This is a genomic window from Parasutterella sp. St.1A3 (genome assembly GCF_059728705.1).
Window position 1 is genome coordinate 1,873,537 of record NZ_BAAGFK010000001.1, and the last position, 24,238, is coordinate 1,897,774.

At 44.8% G+C, this 24,238-nt stretch carries 20 protein-coding genes; 2 read left to right on the top strand and 18 right to left on the bottom strand.

Features of this window, described 5'->3' with window-relative positions:
- Positions 1–352 precede the first annotated feature (352 nt).
- Both AC6I1F_RS08635 and AC6I1F_RS08640 read left to right on the top strand, forming a co-directional pair.
- Positions 353–682, top strand: coding sequence for a hypothetical protein (locus AC6I1F_RS08635; protein WP_290150005.1), 330 nt, complete (start codon positions 353–355; stop codon positions 680–682).
- Positions 672–1,379 carry a nucleotidyl transferase AbiEii/AbiGii toxin family protein gene (locus AC6I1F_RS08640; protein WP_290150004.1) on the top strand — a complete coding sequence of 236 codons (708 nt, stop codon included), beginning with the start codon at positions 672–674 and terminating at the stop codon, positions 1,377–1,379. Before AC6I1F_RS08635 ends, AC6I1F_RS08640 begins: the two co-directional genes overlap by 11 nt.
- Positions 1,380–1,540: 161 nt before the next feature.
- Here AC6I1F_RS08640 and AC6I1F_RS08645 read toward each other — a convergent pair whose 3' ends face one another.
- From AC6I1F_RS08645 to AC6I1F_RS08730, 18 genes are all read right to left on the bottom strand, one after another.
- A complete protein-coding gene (locus AC6I1F_RS08645) occupies positions 1,541–3,019 on the bottom strand; it encodes a flavocytochrome c (RefSeq protein ID WP_289184836.1) in 1,479 nt (492 codons plus the stop codon).
- A gap of 90 nt (positions 3,020–3,109) precedes the next feature.
- Positions 3,110–4,540, bottom strand: coding sequence for an FAD-dependent oxidoreductase (locus AC6I1F_RS08650; RefSeq protein WP_290174337.1), 1,431 nt, complete (start codon positions 4,538–4,540; stop codon positions 3,110–3,112).
- Positions 4,530–5,177 (bottom strand): response regulator transcription factor, encoded by a 648-nt coding sequence (locus tag AC6I1F_RS08655; protein ID WP_290150002.1) that lies wholly within the window; start codon positions 5,175–5,177, stop codon positions 4,530–4,532. Before AC6I1F_RS08655 ends, AC6I1F_RS08650 begins: the two co-directional genes overlap by 11 nt.
- The gene (locus AC6I1F_RS08660; protein WP_289175535.1) at positions 5,178–6,977 is read right to left on the bottom strand and encodes a sensor histidine kinase; all 1,800 of its coding nucleotides are present in this window, start codon (positions 6,975–6,977) and stop codon (positions 5,178–5,180) included.
- Positions 6,978–7,170: 193 nt separating this feature from the next.
- A complete protein-coding gene (locus AC6I1F_RS08665; RefSeq protein WP_497801739.1) occupies positions 7,171–8,886 on the bottom strand; it encodes an IS1634 family transposase in 1,716 nt (571 codons plus the stop codon).
- A 549-nt stretch (positions 8,887–9,435) separates the two neighbouring features.
- Complete coding sequence (locus tag AC6I1F_RS08670) at positions 9,436–9,711, bottom strand: HU family DNA-binding protein (RefSeq protein WP_290432796.1); 276 nt, start codon at positions 9,709–9,711, stop codon at positions 9,436–9,438.
- Entirely contained in the window at positions 9,689–9,976 is a 288-nt protein-coding gene (locus tag AC6I1F_RS08675) for a hypothetical protein (protein WP_160336200.1), read from the bottom strand. Before AC6I1F_RS08675 ends, AC6I1F_RS08670 begins: the two co-directional genes overlap by 23 nt.
- 9 nt (positions 9,977–9,985) lie before the next feature.
- On the bottom strand, positions 9,986–10,744 hold the full coding sequence (locus AC6I1F_RS08680; RefSeq protein WP_290432795.1) for a Fic family protein: 759 nt from the start codon (positions 10,742–10,744) through the stop codon (positions 9,986–9,988).
- A gap of 33 nt (positions 10,745–10,777) precedes the next feature.
- Positions 10,778–11,887, bottom strand: coding sequence for a relaxase/mobilization nuclease domain-containing protein (locus tag AC6I1F_RS08685; protein ID WP_290432794.1), 1,110 nt, complete (start codon positions 11,885–11,887; stop codon positions 10,778–10,780).
- The gene (locus tag AC6I1F_RS08690) at positions 11,884–13,749 is read right to left on the bottom strand and encodes a DNA topoisomerase 3 (protein ID WP_290432793.1); all 1,866 of its coding nucleotides are present in this window, start codon (positions 13,747–13,749) and stop codon (positions 11,884–11,886) included. Before AC6I1F_RS08690 ends, AC6I1F_RS08685 begins: the two co-directional genes overlap by 4 nt.
- Entirely contained in the window at positions 13,746–14,843 is a 1,098-nt protein-coding gene (locus tag AC6I1F_RS08695; RefSeq protein WP_290432792.1) for an ArdC family protein, read from the bottom strand. Before AC6I1F_RS08695 ends, AC6I1F_RS08690 begins: the two co-directional genes overlap by 4 nt.
- The gene (locus tag AC6I1F_RS08700) at positions 14,827–15,060 is read right to left on the bottom strand and encodes a hypothetical protein (protein WP_160336195.1); all 234 of its coding nucleotides are present in this window, start codon (positions 15,058–15,060) and stop codon (positions 14,827–14,829) included. The genes AC6I1F_RS08695 and AC6I1F_RS08700 overlap by 17 nt, the downstream gene beginning before the upstream one ends.
- A gap of 61 nt (positions 15,061–15,121) precedes the next feature.
- Positions 15,122–15,544 (bottom strand): hypothetical protein, encoded by a 423-nt coding sequence (locus AC6I1F_RS08705; RefSeq protein WP_290432791.1) that lies wholly within the window; start codon positions 15,542–15,544, stop codon positions 15,122–15,124.
- 24 nt (positions 15,545–15,568) lie between these two features.
- Complete coding sequence (locus AC6I1F_RS08710) at positions 15,569–18,073, bottom strand: type IV secretory system conjugative DNA transfer family protein (protein WP_497801740.1); 2,505 nt, start codon at positions 18,071–18,073, stop codon at positions 15,569–15,571.
- Positions 18,070–19,128 carry a P-type DNA transfer ATPase VirB11 gene (gene virB11 / locus AC6I1F_RS08715; protein WP_290432789.1) on the bottom strand — a complete coding sequence of 353 codons (1,059 nt, stop codon included), beginning with the start codon at positions 19,126–19,128 and terminating at the stop codon, positions 18,070–18,072. The genes AC6I1F_RS08710 and virB11 overlap by 4 nt, the downstream gene beginning before the upstream one ends.
- A gap of 15 nt (positions 19,129–19,143) precedes the next feature.
- Complete coding sequence (locus AC6I1F_RS08720; protein WP_251451627.1) at positions 19,144–20,325, bottom strand: LPD3 domain-containing protein; 1,182 nt, start codon at positions 20,323–20,325, stop codon at positions 19,144–19,146.
- Positions 20,322–23,720 carry an LPD1 domain-containing protein gene (locus AC6I1F_RS08725; RefSeq protein WP_497801741.1) on the bottom strand — a complete coding sequence of 1,133 codons (3,399 nt, stop codon included), beginning with the start codon at positions 23,718–23,720 and terminating at the stop codon, positions 20,322–20,324. The genes AC6I1F_RS08720 and AC6I1F_RS08725 overlap by 4 nt, the downstream gene beginning before the upstream one ends.
- Before the next feature lie 2 nt (positions 23,721–23,722).
- Positions 23,723–24,238, bottom strand: coding sequence for a hypothetical protein (locus AC6I1F_RS08730; protein ID WP_160335481.1), 516 nt, complete (start codon positions 24,236–24,238; stop codon positions 23,723–23,725).

The following is a 24,238-nucleotide window of genomic DNA, read 5'->3' on the forward strand; positions in this document are numbered from 1 at the left end:
CAAACCAATTTATCGCCATTGATGTAAATGAAATTATTCAAATTCAAAATAATCATTGCTAAACGATGATTAACCACAGCTCAATATCAAGCATTGCGCCAGAAAGTTGGATTTGGAGTTTCGTGTGACTTTCTTACCTTTTGGTTTTTCTTTGAACCAGGGAGATAATTAGGGAAAAATCTACAAAGAAATCTAAAAATATTTCCCCGTATAGACAACTGCCCACGATTAGGATAATTCTCATCTCGGATAAGCGAACAGGAAAAATCATGAAATACATCACAGGCATACATGCATTGAATCTGAGGTGCAGTTTAGAGACTTGCGGTGACTGGCATCAAACGGGAATACAGTGGAAAATTTAACGATTAGGGAGCCGGATGATTCTGTTTTCGGAATTTACGGCATTGAAGACAATAGCTTCGTGCCAAATCATCCGGATACGTACAAGATCGCAAACCATATTAGAGCATTACTCGATCTCGTCTCCGAAGGCAATTTCGGTTACGCTCAAGGCATGAACAAGGACTTCATCTGCAACAATAAATATACAGAAGAAGTTTTTTCTAAATTACTGCTGCTTAGAACGTCTTACATGTGGGAAAAAATTAAAGAGTTCATCGGTAAAGAATACGGCGTTGCGTGGCTGAGATTTTTACAGGACCACGAAAATGAACAATGAACCAGGTAACTGGCAATTACTTCACGGAAAGCTTATTAATAGCTTCCTTTTGCTTCTTAACAAGCAGACAGATCAATTTGTTTTAAAGGGGGAGACCGCTTTATCGATTTGCTATGGTTTGGATCGTTTTTCCGAGGACATTATTTTAGACGGCAGAAAGCAGAACATCACAGAGATTGTCCGGCGTTTCTCCATGCAGAACGACATTGAATTTCGAATTCTAAAAGATACGCCCGCAATGAAGCAGTGCCTTATGGATTATGGGAATCCTCTTCATCCGCTAAAAATTGAAGTCTCCTACAGAAATAGGAACATTGATCTCTGCGAAGCTTCGAAGGACTGGACGAAAATTAATGGAATCAATGTGTACACGATCGATGCGCTTGCGAGAACGAAAGCAATTGCCTATCAGGGCCTCGGCAAAATACGTGATTTATATGACCTGTCATTCATCTGCAATAACTATTACGAGAAGTTGTCTTATCCAACCAGAGCAACGATCCGAGATGCCTTGTCTTATAAAGGGATAGAACAATTTGATTACCTTGTGGCAACTCAGACGGATCCTTTAATCGACAAGGATAAATTAGCGATTGGTTTTCTGAAGATGCACAGAAAATTAGGGCTTCCCATAGATCAGACTCCTGAATTTAGGGCAGACACAAAATTAGAGACACTCCCCTCTCAAGCTTTCTAATGGAGTTCTCAAGCGTTCGAACGCTTGCCGCTAAAGAGTTCTTCGGGAAAAATCGCCTTAAGTCACTTTCAGGATAGGGCATGTCTATACCATGCACATAAAACAAAGCCCGCAGGAGGATCCCACGGGCTTTACTTACTACTTATGCAAAGGTAATTTGATTACAGCTTGGAAACTTGAATTCCGCAAAGTCTTCCGAATGTGAAGATGTCGCAAATAGCATTGCCACCAAGTCTATTCGTTCCATGAATCCCGCCTGTAACCTCACCGACAGCGTATAGTCCTTCGATCGGTTTATTGTATCGGTCGATAACCTGGCTCTTCGGATTGATGACAACGCCGCCCATCGTATGGTGAACGCTCATTCCAGAATAACCGGCCCAGAAAGGAGCCTTTTCAATCTTTGTCAAATTACGCGGAGCCTTGCCAAGTTTATCGGCCTTGGCATCAACGCCGGCATTGAATTCATCGATCGTTGCTCTAAGAGCTTTCGGATCAATCCCCATCTTCTTTGCCAGACCTTCAATAGTGTCATCTGTCCAAGCGTCGCCTGTTTCCAACCCTTTCTTAGCCATATCCTGGTGACCCGGATTCAAATCTCCAAATCCTCTGGAGTCAACAATGGCGTAGCCGGTCTGCTTAGGTAAACCTAAAACGGCATCGCGAATGTTATCTCTTCTCTCATCTTCTCTAATGAAGCGCTTACCGTCAGGACCGACCAAAATAAAGTTCTTGGCGTATAAGTGCAGAATGATGCGCTGCTTTCTTCCCGGAGGGCAGCCCGGGTTGCATTGGATAAAGTCCATGCCAACCGTATCAGCTCCGATATCTTGCATCAACGGGATTAAATCTCCGGTTGAGCACGGAAGATTGGTAGTAGTTAAATTGCGCATACGCGGATCATATTTAGCGCGCATTTCAGGATTAGCGCCAAATCCGCCGGTTGCCACTACAACTGCGCGATTAGCCTTAACTGTCTTGTGGTTGCCGTCTTTATCGACATATTCCGCACCCAGAACTTTACCGGAGAGCTGTTTTTCACGGAAAAGTCTTACAACACGAGAATTCGTAAGGATCTGAACTCCTTCTTTATCGCATTGAGGTTTAAGCACTTTGATATAGTCGCTGCCAAGAGAACCGAAAGGAGCATGACAACGGGGATAGAGACCTCCGTATATTTGATATACGTCATCTTTGAATTTCATACCCATGTCCTGAAGCCATTTGACTGCATCATAGGAATTTGCTGTCATGGTCTTAACAAGTTCAGGATTGCCTCTTCCGTCACCGCCACCAAGCGTTTGCTCAGCATGTAATTCAGGACTATCCTTGATCTTTTGTTTTCCTTGACGTACAGGATCAACGGAGTTAAATCCTCCACCGGAGACGGAAGTATTGCCACCTACAAACGGCATTTTCTCCAATATAAGGATGTTTTTTACACCGTTTTGTGCAGCAGAAACTGCAGTTGCCAAACCGGCTCCGCCAGCGCCAATCACCAAGAGATCAACTGTTTGATCCCATTTTGCGGGAATATCGTCGGAAGCGTGTGCTGCAGACGGTAGTGCAATGGAGGTTAAAAGACCGGCTGCGCTTGTTGCAGCTCCACCTAAAAAACTTCTTCTAGATAATTTACTCATCATTTTCTCCTTGTATGACTAATCGTCATGAAAAGAGTTTATTCAAGATGTTTTTTATAGAAGAGGTCTAATGGTGTATTGATTTTTACCTTAAATTATGCATGCAATAGATTCTCCGGCAATCATTCCGAAGGTCAGTGCATCACAGATACCATTGCCGCCAATTCTGTTTTTCCCATGGATACCCCCGGTGCATTCTCCTGCGGCATACAAACCCTTGATTATTTTTCCGCTTGTAGTAACACATTGGGCAAACTTATTAATTCGTATCCCACCCATTGTGTAGTGAATAGACATTCCGGATTTAGCTGCCCAAAAAGGAGGTTGAACTATTGGGAAGCCGGTGTTTCCATTTCCCTTTTCAAAGACCCTTTCGTTATATTGATTAACCGTTTTCACCAAAGCTTTTGGTGGTACACCTATTTTTTCGGCAAGTCCTTCCAATGTGTCCGAACAAAAGGCGTCTCCGGTTTCTATACCTCTTACGGCATCACGCCTCATGAGTAGGTCGTAGCTTTCGAAACCATCATTGTCAATAATTGCGAAGAAAAGTGATTTGGGCTGAGCCAACACGGCTTCTTTAATAAAATCTCGTCGTTGAGACTCGTCGACAAATCGCTCACCTAATGCATTGATCAAAATAAATCTTGATACATCATTATGAAATCTAACTCTTATCTTTCCGCCAGAATATTTCCCCGGCAAACATTGAATACTATCCATGTCAATGAGCTCGGCCCCTATTCTTTGTGCTTCTAAAAGCATTTCTCCAGATGAGCCGTTTAAACTATTGCTCGTCAGCGCAACGAGTCGAGGATCAAACTCTTCTACGAGTTTCGGATTAGAAGCGAATCCTCCGCTCGTTAAAATAACACCCCTGCGAGTCCTAATTTTCCTTATCTTGCCCTCTGTCTCGTACTCGGCTCCCGTAACCGTGCCATTGTTATCGGTCAGTAGCTTTATTACCGGACTATTAGTCCTAATTTCTACTCCCCTTTGCAGTGCTTTTTGACTCAAGACAGAAATATACTCACGCCCGTTCGGCGATTTAGGCAGATGGCATCGAGGAAAATGAGAACCATAAATTTCGATCACTGAATTCTGAAATTGAACTCCCTGTCTTTCTATCCACTCCAGCATTCGAGGAGCATTTGAAACTAGTTGGTGAATAAGTTCAATGTTGCCGGAGCGATCCCCGTTTTCAAATATATCTTTAAAATGCTTTTCTTCAGAATCTTCTATTCCCAAGGGGATCTGGCGTTTAGGGTCAACAACTCCTAAAAATCCGCCGCTTATGAGAGTATTCCCTCCGATCTCGGCTCTCTTTTCGAGAAGAACGATCCTCCCCTTAAAGAGTTCTGACGCTCTTGCCGCCGCAGCAACTCCTGCCCCTCCGCCACCTACAACAACAATATCCGCAGACTCTTCAAAATCCTTTGAGCGATTGTAAGCGGCAGTTAAAATCACTCCTCCCAAAGTGGCCGCTCCAACCGAATATAAGAATTTTCGTCTAGCTATCACTTTGCCTTCCTACCATTACATTTATATCCCTAAGGAAATCTGTTAACTCAACAATCGTTTTCGTATTGAGTTTTTCCATAAGCGAAGCTCTTCTTTTTTTGACCGCATTCTCCGAGATTTGCATATCTATGGCGATAACTTTATTTGCAACGCCGCATGCCACTAAAGGAGCGATCAGTTTTTCTCCTTCTGTCAGGCCATTAAAAATTAGTTTCCTCTCATCTATTGCAAGTTTTCTCTTCCTAAATGCAATATTAGATTCCACCGCCTTTCGAACAGCTTGAAGTAGTTTTTCTTCATCTGCGGGCTTTACTAAAAAATCCGTTGCCCCGTTCTTTAATGATGAGACTGCCATATCAATATCGCCGTGCCCCGTCAGGAAAATGATTGGCTGATCAAAACCCTTTTCCTTCATAATCCTCTGGAGTTCTATTCCATTCATCCCGGGCATTCTTATATCGAGGACAACACATCCTGGTCTTTGTGTGTCGTCATACGCAAGGAAGTCCTCCGCAGACGAGTATTCGACCGTCTGCCAGCCGTCCATCCTCAGTAAGAAACTCTCACTTCTTAAAACCATTTCATCATCGTCTACTAACCTTACGAACGGCGATAAGTTTTTGTGTGGCTTAATCATTTATTCCCTTTTTTGAAATGAGACTGTTACTCTGATTCCCTGCGGCTCGCGCTGTTCAAACTCCACAGCTCCGTCATATTTTTCACTAATCCCTAAGATTATCGTCAGCCCTAAACCCAAACCTTCCGCTTTTATGGATTCTTGTAAGGCTTTTCGCATACTTTCCAGTTTTTCTTTTTTAATTTTTGGACCGTTGTCATCGACTTGAAGCACTACCCTATGCTGAGAAGAAAAAACCTTACAAAAGATCCTGCCTTCTTTGCCCATTGGTTCTATCGCTTCTAATGCGTTTTTCAGCACATTAAATACTAATAACTCCAATTCCAAAGGATCTGCTTCTATGAAAGTAGATCCTTCCAACTTGCATGTAATAGGTGAGTTCCCGGCTACATAAGCCTCAATCGAGGAAAGAGCCTTCTCTGTTATTTCTGACAAAGATACAATTCCAACCGTTCCGTATGCCCCGTATTTTGAGTAACTTCGGACCTTATCAACAATAGAAGCTGCCTTCTTAATTCCCCTGTGAATCTCTGATAAGCCCTCGCGTAAATTATCATCATTACTGCCGGTTTTAGATAAATATTTGATCAACCCTGCTGAATAATTTGATACTGACGATAACGGCTGCTTTAATTCATGTGCAATTATTGAAGACAGCTGCGAAACCATCCCTTTCTTTTCAATGTAATTTAATCGCTTTAAACGACTCCTTGCCACTTGAGCAACAGCGTCTCTTTGGGCAATCGCCATCCTTAATTCTGAAGTACGCTTCAGCACGAGCTGATTGACTCGCAAAATGTGGAACAACATACCAGCCAGAAGCAGAATGGCTAAAAAAATCTCACGCTTAAAACGCTCATATAGGGAGAGAAGAGAAATCTCTTGTTTAGCATAAGGCCCGATATTTAAAGTTTGAAAAAGCCTATTGACTGCCAAAAAATCGTTAGCAATACTCCAGCTGGCTTTGATCATTCCAGACGGATTAGTAAGCAGTGAAACAGTTATCAGCCTGACTAATTCCGGTTTTGCGCTTGGAAATGACGAAAAAACCACATCCGGATAAAGAGCTGTGGAGGTTTGGCAGCTTAGGCTGGATTCTTTTGATCCGATAACTTTGAAATCATCCGGGACTGTATTTCGAGACAACAGAAATCTTTCATACTCACAGGTCGGAAGTATTGCTACATCAGCTCGACCACTCAGTAAATAATTAATGGGAGAAGGCGTACCGTAATTGGTAAAAACAACAGACGAGAAAAATTGATTATGATCAAAACCCTCTTTAATTATTTCGGCAATCGCACTAAGCCAGCCCGCAAGGGAATTACTCTCATAAGCAACTGCCCTTTTACCCTTTAATGAAGCCAGGCTCTCGCCTTCAAAATTATTCCTTACTACAAATAACGAACCGACTGAGTAAGAGGGATCTCTTGAGGAATCAGGCTTTCTTGTCACGATTTGTCTCAGGCCGGCAGAGAAGCTATGCGCCGCATAGAAACCGCTCGGAGAGATTAAAAAATCAAAATTCTTCCGGCTCAGTTCAGCAGTTGGAATATCCATCGGAATTTCTTCGCTTTCAAAAACAATTTCCGGATGCTTTTGTCTTAAAAAAGCCATTGTCGGACCGAAAGAATCCAAGTAAAAATATGGGTCTTCGAGCTGTACAACGCCAATTCTTACGATCTCTGCTGCCTGTGTATTTTGCGATACAGGCTGAGCTAAACAAGTCTGCACCGTCACAAAACTGAAAAACAGGATTGATGAACAGACAAGAGAAGTCTTCAAACGAACTAAAGGCATTATGAGGTTCTGCAGAGAGATTATCTATGGGATTATGCTATGGCGCATGTAAAGCATTCAACCGCATTTTCCCTCAAAAAACTTTCTACCCTAACGCTCTAAGCAACTCAATCAGCAAATCCAAAGAACAATGCCCTTAGCTTCAAAGTGAAGTAGTTTTCGTATCCTGAAAGCAGTCTAATTGATACATGTTTCAAACATTTTTCATCCCAAGAAGTTTAAGAAACAATTGATCACGCTTAGTAACTTCTGTCCGGATGGCGATATTGCGGTCAGCTCTAAAGCCGGTTAGCTCCAATACGCTGAAGTAATCGAGAATTTGTTTAAGAGACTTGGATTGCAGCCAGCGTAATAACAATCGGTTATCCCGTTCTTCACCTTTTGTTGCGGCGTTGTCTTCTTTGAGTTGTTCCTTGATTTTGAAGATCCTCTCGTATAACTCACAATACAGGCCTAGTGCGATGAACTGGCAAAAGAATCTGCCTTCCAAAGCTGCGGCTTCCCAGACCCGAGGTGTTCTGCCGTCCAAGCAATCCTTTTCAAGCTCAAAGATGTCTTCAATATGCTCGCGTCTGCGGTAGGTTCTGAGGGTTTCGAACGTAGAATCTGCCTGATTGCTCACAAGAGCAAAGCATCCGAATTTACGGATTTCTTTGTTAAACGACTCTTTATTGAGTGCGTACTTATATTTGCCGCAATAGGGACGTTTGGATCTGACCAGAAATTTTGCCGCTCTTTCTAAGGCTGCGTCGGTCAACTCTTTTCGGTTTTCTTCCATCTGAGCTTTAAGCTCCATTAGGGAACTGTAGAAATTTTGTTCTTCCTGTGCAGCTCTGGCGGTGTCCAAATACAGGTAGGTATAGATGCGCTTTTCGAACATCTGTTCTTCTCCGGCTTTGGCCGACTCCGTCCCTCTTTGGCGGGTAAAACCGAAGGTTCTCTTGTTGAAGCAGCAGTATCCTCTCTCAAACGTGTTAAGCCCATTGAAGTTTTCCGGGGAGTCCAACTCGTCCCTATACTGATCGAGCAACTTGCTGACCCATTTAGTTCGACGATCGGCAAGGCAGAGGAATTTGACGTGCCTGCGCAGTAATTCAGTGAGGTTGTTTTCACTGTAAAACCCTTGGTCCATAACGAGTTCCACCTTATCCATGTCCAACCAACTCAGCTCTTTAAGCGCATTGGTTAAACTGATAACATCCGGATAATTACCGGGCTGCTTCCAGAATGCTATGGGTTGATGGGAGTGCAGAGAGAACAGCGTCAGAAGTTTAATAACAGGAAGGCCGCCAGCATCTTTGTTAAAGCCGTAACGCGCAAACTCATCTCGTTGACCGTAGGTAGAAATCGTTGTGGTGTCGTATGCAAGCACGCATTTGCCTTCTCTTTTAGAACGAGCTTTGAAGTAAAGCTGCTCGGCTTGCGTATCCGCACCCACCGCGCAGAAGAGATTGTGATAAATGTCCTCGGTAATCAGGTAGCCGTAACGATTTTGATGAAGTCTTTGCCAGCCCTCGAACTTACTCAGGGATTGGCCCGGGTTTGCAACCCAGTAGTTTGCGACATCAAGAATTTTGTTGACGCAGGCATCGTCCTTGAAGGAGGCATATAAGTCATCTTCAATGTCGCAATCCTCGGCAATAAATTTCAAAATATCAGAGATGCCGACAATCTTTTTCTCTATTGTCGGCGCCGGTTTATTTGTAACCGGAGCATGAGCTTTCTTAGGGCGATTTGGAATAAGGATACCGGACGCGTCCAATTTTCCTAATAGTTTGCTGCTAATTACTTCCGTATTGCGTTTTGCCGGGTTATAACGCACGATTCTTTTATAAACGTAAGTAACACCGTTTTTTCTCTTTTGTCTGACAATCGTTTCAGAGCAATCGTTTTCAGTAATTTTCTGCATTTCATGTATAAATTTATCACATGTAATAATTATAATTGATACATGATAGAAAAACAAGGAAATTCTGCATAGAATAGATCAACAAATCAAAGAGTTAGATTAATTTAAAAACGACAGATTGAATGTCATGTAACACTTATACAGCTTTCAGGTTCGTATCTAAGCAACGCAAATTCAATAATGCGAATTCAATGAATACTAATAAAATCCCATGATGTAGGGCAACAGGGAAACGCCCGTTGTGATTGGGATTACAGATATTCAACGATAACTAATAAGGCTGGGGAAAATAATGAGAAGGTTGGCGGAGAAGGAGAGAGTTTATACTATTTATAAATCAAATAGTTATAAATTTTAATAAAAACAAGAACCTTGAAAGGTACCATATTTTTTGGGGATATTTCATCTAAAAACGAATTTTTCCGATTTTTTAACACTACTTCCAATTTGCTCGTTCAAACGATATGAGAAAAAAACGTGCAGATCATTGTCGTTTTGATCTGCACATGACAACCTGCAAGGTACAAGCCCTAATTGGGCCTGACATTGTTATTTGTTGACAGAGTCTTTGAGCGCTTTTCCGGGCGTGAAACGCGGTACTTTTGCAGCAGGAATCTCAATGACTTCCCCTGTTGTTGGATTACGGCCTGGGCGAGATTTGCGATCGGTGACCTTGAAGTTCCCGAAACCGATGAGATTAACGGAACCTCCGTTAACCAGCTCTTCGGTGACAGTTTCTAAAACAGCATTGATTGTTTTAGCTGCCTGATTTTTGCTGATTCCGGATTTTTCAGCGACTTTTTCAACTAATTCCTGTTTGTTCATTTTTACATTCCTCCAATATTTGGTTGAAGTTGTTTTGCTTAATAGCGTTGTAAATGCCCATTTTCTTCTGGAACTTCTGCTCAGAGTAAAGCCAAATCAAGCTGAGGCACATATGCTTTGCAGCCGAGTTCACAGTGCAAAATGGGTCGTTTAGGGTTTTTAAAATTTTCAGAAAATCTTCCAGTGAAAGCTCAATTGATTCAAGCTCGACCCCTCGATGGGTATCTATGAATTCTATCCAGTTTTCAATTTCTGCCTTATTCATTCTCCGTTCCTATTTTTCTAGGTCTCTTTTTTGAAAGTCTGTCCTTTGTTTTTTTGTGTACAGCTCATTGATAGTCATGCTAAAAAATTCAAACATCGGATTGGCATTGCCGGACTCATAAAACTGCCCTAATTTTTCATGAAATTGTTCTGAGTTTTTATTGAGAACGGTAATCGGAAAATATCCGTCGTTCATTAATGAACCGTTCATCATTAAAGAGGCAGTTCGTTTATTTGCATCGTAAAAAGGCTGGTTTCTTGCTAAAAACAAAAACACGCCAATAGCCCTTTCTACCGGGTTATGAATCTCAGTTTTTAGGTACTTGAGTCCGTCTTCGATAATTCTGCTTAAGTTTTGAGTTGGTGGAACGAAAGAAATATTGTGCAGACTGACATCTTTATTACGAATCACTCCCCACTCCAACGCATCTTCTTTGCCTACGAACTTATGGATTGCACAAGCAGTGGAAGTCGATAAATCAAATTTTTTCTGCTGAAGCAGCGCTAAGAGAAGTTTGGCTCCGTCCGCATAATTTTTAACCTGCATTAGATCAAAGATACTGATCCCTCCCACCGACTGCCCGGACAGAATAGTTGCGGTTTGAGGGAGAGTTGTTGGGTTATTTTCCAAGGACCGCATTGAGTTCCATGTGATCTCAACAATGTTTTTTCGGAAAATACAGCAACTTTTCAAAGTATCACCAATGTACGGCAGCTCAAACTTGAAAGAGTTGCTCTTCCAATAGATCCCGTTCAAATGTTGCTTCATAGAAGATTGTCCAGAATTTGTCAGATGTTTAATCTATCTATATTTTATCGGATCGGCCTTCCTTTGGCGTTTTTTCATTGCCTGCATTCGCTTAATTGTTTTGGCCTTAGCTTCGTTCAGCTCTCGAAGCATCCGCTGTTCCTTGCTTTCGACGGGAGCGAGATGCTTGTATCTGGAGGAAAGTTTCTCAGCCAGAATCCGATCGTCGGTTTCGTCCGAAGAGTTCAAAACTTCAACGGCATTGCTTACAAGTTCGGCGACTCGTTTCCTTGTCTTTTTTGCTTTCACAATTGACGGGTGGTCTTCGATGGGTTTTCCACGGCGGCTTGCTGAGACGACATTTTCGATGCGTGATTTCTGTCGTCGCAGCAGGTCCCGTTTTTTGCTCATGGCGTAGATGCGGGCTCGATCTTCATTGCTCAAACTGCGGTTCTTTGAAACATGATGCTCCGCCTGAGAAACGGCTTTTTCCGTCCTTCCTCTCGACCAACGACGAGTTGCATTTGCCTCAATCCCATGACGAATTAAGCAGCTCGCAAAATGCTCACGAAATGCCTGAAATTCTCCGTTGTCGAGATGGAATCTTTTTCCTTCCTTGTTAAGCGTGCGCACGAGAATGTGGCAGTGCGGCTGAGTTGTTTTTTCATCATTTTCCGCGGTGTGAAACGCGATCAAATAGTCAAAGCCGCTCAGCATCTCTTTTGCCCAGTCGTTGCAGCCGGCCTTGAATTTCTCAACATCCGTTCCCGACGGCATTGAAAGGATGATTCGGCGCACGTGTCCCTTTTTTGATTCTCCGTCACCCATTGCAGAAAGAATTTTCCAGTCATACAGTTTCTGCCGGTAAGCGGCTTTATCAAAAAAAACTTGACCGTCCTGATCTCGCAGTTCAATTTTTCCGTGACGCGCAACGTAATCGGCTGTCTTAATGACATGCAAATAGCTTTTCACATTTGCCGGTCCGATGCGCAACATGACCTCTGTCCGATTGTTTGCCACGCCTTCTGCTTTTTTTCGCGATGAAAGCGCGGAGAAGCGAAAGGCTGCTGTACTCGGAACGTATTCGAATGAGCGAGCAACTCGACCTTTACGTGCTCGGAAGGCATCCGGAAACAAATCGTCAAGAAAAGGATTGTCTTTCATTTTGCAGATTTCTCTTCCAGCAGTGCTTTAGCCTTCGATACCTCTTGCTGAATGAACTTTTTCTGAGCTTCTAAAAAAGATTCAAGTTCAGTTTTTCCGGCTTCAACTTCTTTCAGTTTTCGCTCGAAAATCGCAGTGAGAACCGGATTTTTCACCAGTGCCGGCACTAGATCAAGAAGTGCAACACCCTCCTGAGTTGCATGGATTTTCTTTCCCTTTGACTCTAAATAGCCCTTGTTTTTTAATTCCGTGATGATGGCAGCTCGGGTTGCAGGAGTTCCAATGCCGTCACCTTCTTTCAAGAGTTTTTTGTGTTCCGGATTTTCGACGACATTATGAATTTTCTCCATTGCCGCAATCAACGAACCCTCTGTGAAGCTGGCCGGTGCTTTTGTTTTGTCCTGAACGATCTCGATCTTTTTCACCGGGATCACTGAGCCTACCCGAAGAGCGGGCAGACTTTCCTCTTTTTCCTCTTCGACGGAAAAATCTCCGTAGACCACTTTCCAGCCGGCAGTGGTGGTGACTTTTCCGGTTGCGGAAAAAGTCTCATTTTTGATTTTGAGGCTAATGGAAGAAGCGTCGAATAAATGCTCAGGAAAAAATTGAGCCAAATATCTGCGGGAAATCAGTTCATAAATTTTCTTTTCTTTCTCGGTCAGTTTTGACCAGTCAGCAGATTGCTGGGTTGGAATAATTCCGTGATGCGCAGTAATTTTCTGATCATTCCAAGTCGCTGATTTTATGTTTGGGTTGGCCTTCTGAGTCAGGCTCGCAAGCTGAGAGTCTGTTTTTGCGATAGCGGAGAGCACAGATGCTGCGTCAGAATGCTGCGATTCAGGAAGAAACTGACAGTCGCTTCTCGGATAGCTCGCAATCTTGTGAACTTCGTACAGACTCTGGCAAGTGTCAAGCGTTTCCTGCGCTGTAAAACCAAATCGGTTACTGGCTTCAAGCTGGATGTCCGCCAATGAGAAAACTTTTGGCTGAGATGTTTTTTTCGCCGTCTTCTCAGCTTTCAGTACGGTCGCACTCTGAGCATTTGAGAGTTCATTGAAAAGTTTTTTCGCTTCTTCGTTGCTGATCAGCCTTTTCTCACTGTCCAATCCGATTTGCCCTTCAGACGGTTTCCAAGTTGCTGTGAACGAAGCTGAACCGTTGGAAAGTAGCGAGCGCAGGTTGTAGAACGGCACCGGTTTGAAATTTTTGACGCTTTCGTCTCTTTGCGCAACCAGTGCCAGCGTCGGAGTTTGAACGCGACCGACGGCAATCAGCCGTCTCTGTTGCTTTGTGGAATGCGCAAGAGTGAGAGCTCTTGTAAGATTCATCCCCAGAAGCCAATCGGCGCGGCTTCTGCCTTCCGCAGCAAGTTTCATTCCTTTGAATTTAGCATTGGGCTGAAGTGAAGCTAAGCCCTTGCGAATTGAGGCTGAGTCTTGTGCGGACACCCAGAAACGCTGAACAGATTTTCGATATTTAAAAAACTCTAAAATCTCGTCTACTAGCAGCTGTCCCTCCCTGTCCGGGTCGCCGCAGTTGACAACAATGTCCGCCCGAACGAGGAGCCCTTTAATTGTCTTGAGCTGAGCTTTGACTCCCTTGTCGTTCTTCGCGTTCAATTTCCAAATTTTCGGGAAAATCGGCAAGTCTTTCATTCGCCAGATTTTTTTTCCTTTCTTATTGACCGGAATGTCTGCGTCCGTATAAAAATCCGGTTCAGCCTGTTCGAGCAAATGGCCAAAACACCAAGTCACAACGTTTCCTCCCTTGCATTCGTTGAAACCGGCTCCTTTTTTGACAATCCCTAATTCGGCGCAAATCGCTTTAGCCACGCTTGGTTTTTCAGCAATCCATAATTTCATCTTTCCTGTTCCTTTCTTTGCGGTGTTTTTCCGGGAATCCTATAGGCGTTCACAGGTTCTCTGATGTTCAAAGCCCCTGCAATTCTGGCTGCAACGCCTTTTCTCTCTGCTTCAGAAAGTTTTAAAAATTCCGGTGCAATTTGAGAGAGATCGTTTTTTGTCTTCTGTTGTTTGCTGCTCTCCTTTGTTTCTTCAGCAAGGTTTAAATTTTTGTCGAGCCCGAAAATGAAACTCTTGATTTTTTCCGCATCTGCACAAGCTCGGAAAATCTCTTTCGGGTCCTTGCGCAGGACTTGAAGCCACGATGAAACGTAACCGGAATGCCTGGAGCAGTCGTGCGCAAGACCAATTGCGGAACCAACCATGAAGGAAGAAATCTCGGCCCGAAGTTCCTCTCTTGCGTATTTTTGGCTGCCGAATCCTCCGCTCATGTCCCGGTTTAGGCGGCTGGAGTGTCCTGTCCAATGACCAAGTTCGTGAAGTGCCGTGTCGTAGAAACCCTCTGCGCTCTTAAACTGTTTGCGCGAGGGCAGAACAATGACATCTGCTGTCGGGCTGTAGAATGCGCGATCCTGGACCTGTTCTAGGATCGTTGCCTTTGAGGCTTTGAGCAGCCTTTCAGCAGCTTCTATCGGCGTCCATTCACGATTCTGAGGAGCTAGCGGCTCCAGCTTCAGATCGTCACATTGTTCCACATTGAAAATTGTGAACGGACAGGGGATCAGCCGGGTTTCAGTCTGTTTGCAAGACGTTTCCTGAGTGCTGTTTTCCGGACCTTCTACCAGCAATTTTTTCCAGAAAATGCATTGGGTGCCGTGCTCACCTTTTTTGACGCTTCCTCCAAGCTCTTTAGCCTGCTTGAATGTGATCCAGCGGGGGTCTGAAAACCCGTTGGACATTTGCGCAGCCATGAGATGAAGCAAATTGACGCCTCTGTAGGGCTGTCCGGAAACAGCGCTCTGAGGCAGTTCAGCTGCCGTCCATGATTTCTGCCAAGGAGCATTGTTTTTTTCCAGTTCGTTAATGAAAAGTTCTGCGACGCTCTGGACATAGTCATTGAAAAATTTGTTGTTCCCTTTACTGGCTTTCTTCATACTCGCCTCCGGAAGGAACTTTTGCAAAACTCTTTAAGACAAAGGATTCGTAAAATTTATCCTTTTGCTGCTCTTCCAGCGCCGTTTCATCAAACACTCCGAACTCGGCGGCTTCTGTCTCCGACATGCTGAGTCGTTTTTCCGCTTGCTCTTCGCATAGTTTTTTGATGAAAACATTGATGATGATTTTGATGTTTTCAGTGGTTGTGGTCCTCATGTGTTTCCCCGGGAAGGAGCCCTCCCTCCATAAAAGAGGGGTTGGGCTCAAATGAAACCTTTTATCGCTCTTGGCCTTTAGACTTAGCCTTGGGTTTTTCGTAGCTGACAGAAAGTCCCGGCTGCGTCAAAGAGGCCGCGATCCCCTTAGCAGTGATGATGTTTTCTGTTTTAGAAGCTCCGTCCCTGCCTTGGAAACTTTTCTCAACGCAATCGCCGCGAACTTCGAGCGTCATGCCTTCCTTGACATGCTGAGCAAGCGTGTTGGCTGTTTTTTCAGAACCGAAAAACTGTTGAACGGTGAAAAAAACAGAATCCTTGCGTTCAAACGAGCCGTCCTGCTTTTTTTCAAAAGTCGGATGGTAGGCTTTGAATTCGACAACGAAAGTGTCTTTTCCGGCGCGCTGACCGCTCTTGGGAACGATCTTGTTGACTGTCGGCTCTTTGAACACGACGACGGTGTTGCTGAACGGTTTGTAATCCATAGTTAATCTCGTATCCCGCAGTGACTAAACAGAGGGTCGGAAAAGCGGGTTTTTTCCGGCTCTGCGATATGAATTTCTGATTTTTTTTATGTTGGCAAAATCGACTCGGCCGAGGGGCTCGGATGACTCGGTTGTGTCGGGTGATTCGGATGTATCAGCTGACTCGGTTGTATCAGCTGAGCTCGGAGAGTCGTGAAGCTGTTTCTTGATTTGCTCAACCAGACTCGTCACGAATCTTGCACACGTTTCCTCGCTCCAGTCGGCAGCTTCGATGCTGGCATTGACATTGGCTTCTACTGTTCTCTGAACGTTGAGCTGCTCCTCTGCGCCTTCTTCGTTTTTTTCGACGGTGGAAACCGTATTGGCGGTGATCTCGGCATTAATCAAGATTTGATCGGCATCTGTCCGAGTCTCTTTTTCGGATGTCTCTTCAACCGGATCGGAACTCTCCTCATCGTCCTCATCGAGTCCGCAATCTTCCAGAACACTCAAAAGATCATCGCTTGGTGCTTTGGATTCACTCTTTGGCTCTTGTGCTGATTCTTTCGTTTCGCTGTCTGCGGCTGTTTGCTGAGCAGCGGAGTTCATTCTCTCAAGGGTCCCCAGATTTTCCCCAACGGAACTGCGAACATTTTTGAGCGCATCAAAATTTGAGATCGACTGAGGAATGCTGCGGATCATGAGATTTTCCACATAATCTTCAATTTGATCCTGACTCCAGGCTGAATCAGGCAGATTCTTCATGTCATCGGGAAGCGAAGTGTCACCTGTGACGATTGAAGAAGAAATGTTTGCATCTGAAAGTTCGCTTTCAGTGGCTGCTCTGATTCGCGCTTCGAGCTTGGCGACAAAGAGATCAACGTCCCTGAAAGGAATTTCCGGAACCTGCCAATTGGCTCGCTTAGTGAAAACAGGGTCCTCGTAGTACTTAATTTTTTTGCAAAAGATCGGTTTCGTGTTTTCAAGTGTGACGATTTCGTTATCCTGACCCAGTTCGCGGATTTCCTGCGGAAGCATCAACGCTCGTCTTTGATCAGACTCACTCGTTGAACCGCCGCCTTTGCCACTGGAGCGAGATTTGCTTTTAACCGTCTGGAAGCCGAGCATCTCCGAGTATTCGTTTGCGTCAGATTGAGTTGCAGGACTCGGCGCGTACATAATCATGAGCGCGTGGTTTGAAAGCAGCGTGATGGCACCGGCTTTTCCATAAACGTCTTCAAGCTGTGACTTGTTTTGGATGATCGTCAAAAGACGCATGTTGTAGCCCGCCATATACGAAACAGCCTGTTTGATCATGCTGACAGTGCCGATGGATGTCATTTCGTCCAACAGAACGAGGCACTGATACTTCAGGGTTTTATCCTGAGAGGGGAGGGTTCGCGTGTTCAGGTTCAAAAGCTGATCAAAAAATAGATTGATCAAAACCCTGGCATCCTTGAGCTTCGTGGGCTCAATTTTGAAATAGATGCTCATTCGTTTTCGCCGAACCTCTCTCAAATCAAAATCCGAGGCGCTTGTCGCGAGATCGACCTTGGGATTTTGAAACGACAGCAGCGCTGTGTTGAACGTCGCAACGATACCGGCCAGTGTGTTTTCCGAGTTGCTGAGAACTCGGTTGAGGGCGTCAACGCAGTTGCTCGAATAGGGTCTTCCGGCTTCCTGAGCCTGCTGAATTTTCTCGAAAAGGTGTTCTTTTACCGGTTTGCCCTTTCCGGATGCTTGTCTTAGGATTTCGCCCAGTGTGTTGGGAAGTTCCGGAGATTCAAGCACGAACAGACAAACGCCACGGAAAAAGTCCTTCGCATTTTCGCTCCAGAACTTGTCGTTGTTTCCTTCGCCGGCGTACAGGGCTTGCCCGATCGCATCAATGTCACCCAGCCGTTCAGACGGAGAAGTGCTGATGTAATCCAGAGGATTGTAGCGATGTGTTTTTCCGTCTTCAGCATAGGGAGAGAAAAGAAAAACTTCCTGTCCGCATGCCTTTCTGAATCCGGAAGTGATGTCAAAGTTTTCACCTTTGATGTCAAGAACAACCAAACTGTCGCTGTAATTCAGGCAGTTCGGAACGACAACACCAACGCCCTTACCGCTTCGAGTCGGAGCCGCCAACAGAACGAATTGAAAGTCCCCGTATGTCAAATATTGGTTCTTGAATTTTCCGACCAAAATAGTTTTTTCGAGGCCCTTAGGCGGGTCGATCAAACCCGCCTTCTTCACCTCTGCATCATTGGCAAAGCGGGCGGCTCCGTGCAGCGGTCGTTTGTTTCGTTGAGCGATGAGAAATATCACGCCCGAAACCAGTAAAACGGGAGGAAGCAGAAAGCACACATTGACAGCAATGCGAATGAATTTCGAGCTCGAACCTCGATACGCCATCCAATATTGGATGATCGTCCAAGGTCTGCACTGTTCAATCGGGAGATTGAAAATTCGCATCAGAATGAAGCTGGCCAGCATGTAAAGCATCGTGATCGTGAGACAGCCCGCCAACACAATGAATGCAATTTTCGCTGCACGCTGAGATTTCATTTTTCGTCTCGCAGGGGATCGTTGTAAAAAATTTCTGTCAGGTGCCTGCCAACTACACGGTCGTTTGCAACGTGAACGACGACATCGATCACCTGCTGAAGCAGTGATTGAATGACCTCGTAGGGAAGCTGTCGTCCGGTCGGAGATTGCAGAACTTTCAGCGCCAAATAATCAAACACCTGTTCGCAGCTTCCTGCGTGACAGCTCGTGATCGAACCTGAGTGTCCGGAAAGGCAAATGTTCAAAAAATCGTATGTTTCGCCGCCGCGAAGCTCCGCAAGCAAAATCCTGTCCGGTTTCATTCTCAGGCAGGACCTCATTAGACTTGCAGCCGTAACCGTTGACTGTTCCGTCGCTTCTGAGGGATAGAATAAATTCACTAAATTTTTGTGTTTTGGTAAACCGAAAACAAGTTCCGGAACGTCTTCAATTGTGATGATGCGCTGTGAAACCGGGATGTACTGCATTAAGGCTTTCATGAAAGTGGTTTTCCCGCTTCCGGTCCCGCCGGCTATGACAATGTTTTTTCCGGCTTCGACACAACGGCGTAGAAAGTTTGTGCGTGTCTCGGTTTTCTCGTTGTCGCTCCCGCTGTGGATTTTCCCGAAAAGCGAGTGCAGCTCCACGCTGACCGGATCGACCGATCCACTGGCACGGACTCTGGAAAAAAAGCCGCTGTTTGCATAGTCGGAGAGTTCAATGACGTTTTTGGAAATTTTTCTTACCGTCAGGCTGAGCGTTTCGGCGGTACAGGCGGGCGGCATCACAAATTGGGCTCTTTCTCCGTCCGGAAGTTCCACTGAAAGAATCGGATGTGCGGAATCGAAAACCTTATTTTCTCCGCCGTAAACGGCGCATATGTTGCTCAGTTCGTCGAGATACTTATAAGACATACTTGCATCCCGCAGACATTCCCAGCCTGTTTTTGTTTCAAGCCAAACCTCTCCCGGTCGGTTGATTGCAATTTCAGTGATATCAGTGCGGTCCAAGTACTTTTGCAGTGCCTTGTTCAGCTGAAGTCGAACCGACAAATCTTTTTCAACATCTGAACTCATAGTTTTTCCTCTTAATCATCTTTCGCTTCCGCGATCTTTTGAAAGTTTCGGTACCTGAGGCAGGGGTTTTCCGGCTTGTTCCAACTCGGAGAATCTTTTGTAAAGCGATCGGATTTCGGCATCCGCGTCGGAGATCTTTGAATATTTTTTTGACAAAGCTTGTATATGAAGCCGTAATATTTTCTGTCCGTTTTCGCTCAAACAGGACTGAAAATTACCTTTGTCAACCGCCTGACTTGCTTCTTCAAAAACACTACGAGCAACTGGGTTTAGCTTTGGGTAGGATGCTTTGTTGGAAATGATTTTTTCCAAGCTCTTTTTGTCTGTTGTAAGGCCCTTCGTACTGATCCAAAAATCATCCGCAGAAATTTCAAAATTTAAGAATAGGAGCTGTCTATTTCTCTCGGAAAGAGAAAACTTATTCTTCTCCAATAAATGCCCATACTCATGTATGAAAGAGCGGAAGAGAAAACGATTTACATACAGCTGTCTAACATCACTTTGGTAAACACCATCCGGCTGGAACTCTTCCGAAGGAATCTTGTCAAAAAAATTTCTTCCGTCTGCTCTCTGATATCCCTGTAGTAGGTTCCCTAGGGATACTGAAGATGTTTCTTCATTTAAAATGTCTTTATAGCGTTCGTTGGTTGGTTGACCGGTTTTTTGCAAAGTGCTTTTCGAAGCCACCTCTTGGACCGGGGGTTCCCAAACGGACGCTTTTTCATATTCCTTGATGTTGATGCCATCTATAGAATGGATCATTTTCCTTTCGTGTTCTTTCTCAATGTAGTCACGAACAGTGAGCTCAACCCGATACAAAGTGTTTTCCACTCTAGTCGGAACAGCAAAAATATGAATCGCTTGAACTTTTTCATTTTCATGCAGTACATCAGCGTGAGATTCAATTAAAACTGCTGAGGATGCGATTACCTGTGCACTTTTAAATATTGCCTTTACAACAGGAGAGGAAATATCTTTCCGGAATAAAGTTTTCTTTGCATCGCTTCTTGATGCTTGAAGAAGAAATCCAGTGTCTTTGTTTATGACCCCAATAGAGAGGCATGAACTTAATCTGTCGATTACCTCCTTTTTTGACTTTATGTGACACTCAGGCTCAATCGAAAGTACAGGAATCTGTTCATTAGGATCAGCTTTTTGCGTGCCAAATACCCAATCCTTTTCACCGATAATTGTCATCTTTCATGCTCCTTGTTCTTTGAAAGTTTCGGTGCCTGAGGCAGGGGTTTCCCGGCTTGTTCCAACTCGGAGAATCTTTTGTAAAGCGATCGGATTTCGGCATCCGCGTCGGAAATCTTTGAATATTTCGTGCTCAGAGTTTTCACGTGCTCTGCCAGAACTTCCTTGCCTTTTTTGCTTAATTCGTACTGTTTCGGCAGTTTTGCGAGTTCCTTTACGTTGGCCTTCGCAATAGTGGCAATGTCAAGCGCAGTGAGTTTGCTCGAATCACGAACACCGTGTTTGACCAGCCAGACATTGACGGTTGATTTGAACTCATTGAAAAGGCGAATTACTGCTGGAGCTGTTGAATGTTGTTTTGCGGCCTCTTCAACCAGGTAGCCGCAAACTTCTTCTTTGTAGTCAACGTGGTGAGGAGAAATTTTGCTCTCCTGAAGCCGCTCGCTCACTCGCTTCATGAGCGGCTCACCCTTCTTGAGACCGGCTTCATAGAGGTTCACTGCCGTTTTGATCAGGTTTTGTGTTTGGTCGCGCAACTCTGAATCATTTGCCATGTGAACGCCGATTTCATGCAGCATTACCGCGCAGGCGCTTTCCCGGGTCAGGTTGTCTGCAATTAAATATGTTTTGTGGTTAACCGGATCATGGAATCCAAGAACATGGTGATCCTGAGGCAATGAAATCGATGACATGCCGCACTTGGCTTTTTGTTCAACCATTGCAGCAGAAAGCGCTTCTTTTTCTGTCTGCGCCAGGTAAAAGCGATCGCTGTCAACGAGACTGATAAGTCCCTCTTTCCCGAACGCCTCAACTAGTGCATCGCGAATGTCACTTTTCTTCGTGAAAATCGGTTCGGACTTCGATTTTGAGTAGAGGGCAATGCCTTTTTCGGTTTCCCGTGTTTTCAGTACTTTAAAAAGGCGCTCAAATTTGGAGGCGACTGTTTGAACGTCCTTTCCGTCCAGATACGGATAAAACCCGGTGTTGCCAAACGTTTTCTCAGAAAATGTATCGTTTGTGAGGAAGTCGTTTCTGACGTTCATCTCTTTGCTTCTTACCGACACAAAGGCCTCGAAGCTTCTGGCAGCTTCTTCGATCTTGGAGTGCCAGTAGTCATTTTTCCTAAGCATTCGTCGGTGCATATCCGAGTTTCTGATGCTGTTGATCGTATCGGCCCATGCGTCATGCAGCACTTCTCTGACAACTCCGTTGTCTCCGCGTTCTCTAAGGATCAAGTCACTGTTTCGCAGCGACACTGGAATGACTCTTTCGGGCCAATTTGAGCGCTCTTTGCGCTTGAATTCAAAATCGACGCTTGATCTTTCGCCGCAATTCAATTGCTCAAGCTCTCTGCGGATTTTCGCATCGGTTTTAAGCATGAACTCAATTTCTGTAGCGGCGCTCTGAGGAGCGTCAGCAGCAAACACCTTGGCTGCTTTTTCTGTGATTCTTTTCTTTGCGGTTTCGGACAGGAAATAGTCGATCCTGGAATCGGCCAAATCACTCATGAAGGATTTTTGCTGTAATTTGGTTTCGTAGTTTGTTCGTGCGATGTAGTGGTCCAGTGCATGGAACCATTCATGAGCCAAGCTTGAGTAACCCTTGGTTTTAGTGAGGTTAATGATTCGATTTTCCGGCTCATAGTGCGCTGATGCACTGCCAAAGCCTCTTGAACCGAAGCACAGTCCCAACTCTCCGTCCAGGGCAACCGCTTTGGGAGGAATGCTCAAAATCTTGGAGAGATCATAAAGTGCATCATATGCATTGTTGAGCATCCATTGGCGCTCTCTGCCGTTTTTTCCTTGTTTCACCCAGTTGCCGAATTCGACGCCTCTGAAACCGAAGGTGTTCATGAACATGTCGGGCGTTGCATCTTTGCCGTTTCGCCAATCTGGACCGATTCTCTCGCGAATGGGAGAACCGTTTCTCCAATCTTTTTCAGTTTTCGAGTACTCGGCTCTTAATTCGCGGTATTTACTTTCGAGCTCAACTCTATGATCTTTGAAATAGTCGCGGAAAGCCTTTTCCGATTCAAACGAAATCTTCTCTGTAAGCTGAAGTTCAATTGATCCCTGTTTACCGTAGATTTCAAAGGTGTTTGTGTCGCGTCTGCCGCGTCCGAACAATCGAATCGGCAGTTCCGGTTTTGTTTTTGGTTTCTTTTCCTGTGAGGCTTTGTCGGCAGTTTGCTCCCAATCCGCAAAAGTGACGCTGAGCTGCCTTTCGATATTTTTTTCAAATTCCTCCGCAGTATTGCCCACCGCAACGGCGTAATAGTCAAGCACAACTCCTTTGTGAGTCTTTAGACTGAGCAGATTGTTCTCTGGATTCATTGCTCCGGGAAGGATGCACTGAAATTTGTAGGAATTAATGTCGCTTCCGTCTGATAAATTCAGATGGTTCCATTTGCAAACATCTTTGGCATTGTTGAGATGACTCGAATTAAAGAACCTCCAGTATTTCGGATTGATGTGTGAAAACGTTTCATATTTGTCACGTGCGTTGTAGAAGCTGTCGAAGGCCTCAGTTTCAGCTTCCGGTGCGAGCTTTCCGGTGACGACCTGCCGATGCAGATTGATGGCGGCTGCCGCCGTCTTCAGATAGCTTCGATACGGGTATGACCCTTTCTTAGGCCGTCTTTCGCCCAGAGATTCACGAACCAACCAGAGACAGGCTGCAGCTTTGGGATTTTTCTTGTGCAGCTCAATGATCGATTCTTTTGGCCAAACTTTTTCAAGTGAGTTCGATGCAAGCCGCTTTTCCAAATCGCCTGCCGGGTCATATGGCAGCTCTTGATCCGCACTTTTGCCTGCGCCTCTGCCTTTGCGCGTGTTGTTTAAATCCTCTCCGAAATCTTCTAGCTTTAGAGAACCGTCTTTATTGTGTTTGAGGGTGTCTCTGTGATAAAAAAACGCAGTGTCAGCTTCGTATGACAGATTGAAAAGTTTGCTTGCGTAATCGTTTGGCAAAGAAAGTTCTGATGTAGGGAGCTTCACAAATCCTACAAAATGAACAATCTCGCTAAGCATGCTCAAACGGGCAGCCTGCTCAAGAAGTCGTTCTCCTTCTCCGTCCAAAGACTTACCATTTTGGTAAGTTTTCCGCTTTGCTTCGTATAGCTGTTCAGGTTGTCTTAGAGAGTTCCCATTTTCTGTTTCCAACTGCTTAAGCAGCCCGGGAATTTCAAATGCTTTTAGAATTTTTTCACCGTCGATCTCTTTAACCGCAGGAGCGTTTTGCTTGACCCATTGATAAATCGGATGTGTGCTGAAATCGTCGTTGATGCGTTGTTTGTTTTCTTCATGAATTTTTTCGGTCTTCGCAGTATCTTCAGTGCGTTGAACTTCAGAAGCAAAGAAGAAGTCGAAACCTAGCTGTTCAGCAATGAGTGACATTTTCACCTCTCTCGGTTGATTTCTTTTGCCGGTGCTTCTTTTTCCGAGGCTTTCAATTGAATTCCACGGCGACTGGCATCAACAAACACGTCAGCAAGTTTTGATCGGAACGACTCAACGAGCTTCGGATGCTCCTTGAATTCCTTCTGATTGACATGCGCCTGGAAAACCTTTTCAAACGTTTCTCGGTTTTCTGCACTCATGCCGGAAATTTTTTCTTGAGTTGCGCGTCTTTGCTCTTCCTCTTTGACAGCCTCTTTGTTGATAAAAACTGCCGGAACAACTTCGCCCTGCATACCGGAAATGCTGCATCTTCCGAAATCAGGTGATTCGAGTCTGTTCTCGTCAAAACTAACGAATTCGTATTTTTCAAGGAACTGATCAATTTTCTGGACTTCGGCTTCGGAAACACTGTCGCCGAGGCTGTCCGGCCCATAGACTATGTAAGGAATGTATTGGGGAGAGATGGAGCTATCAAAGCTGAATTTTTCAAGCTGTTCCGAGTATTCGATCGTCAT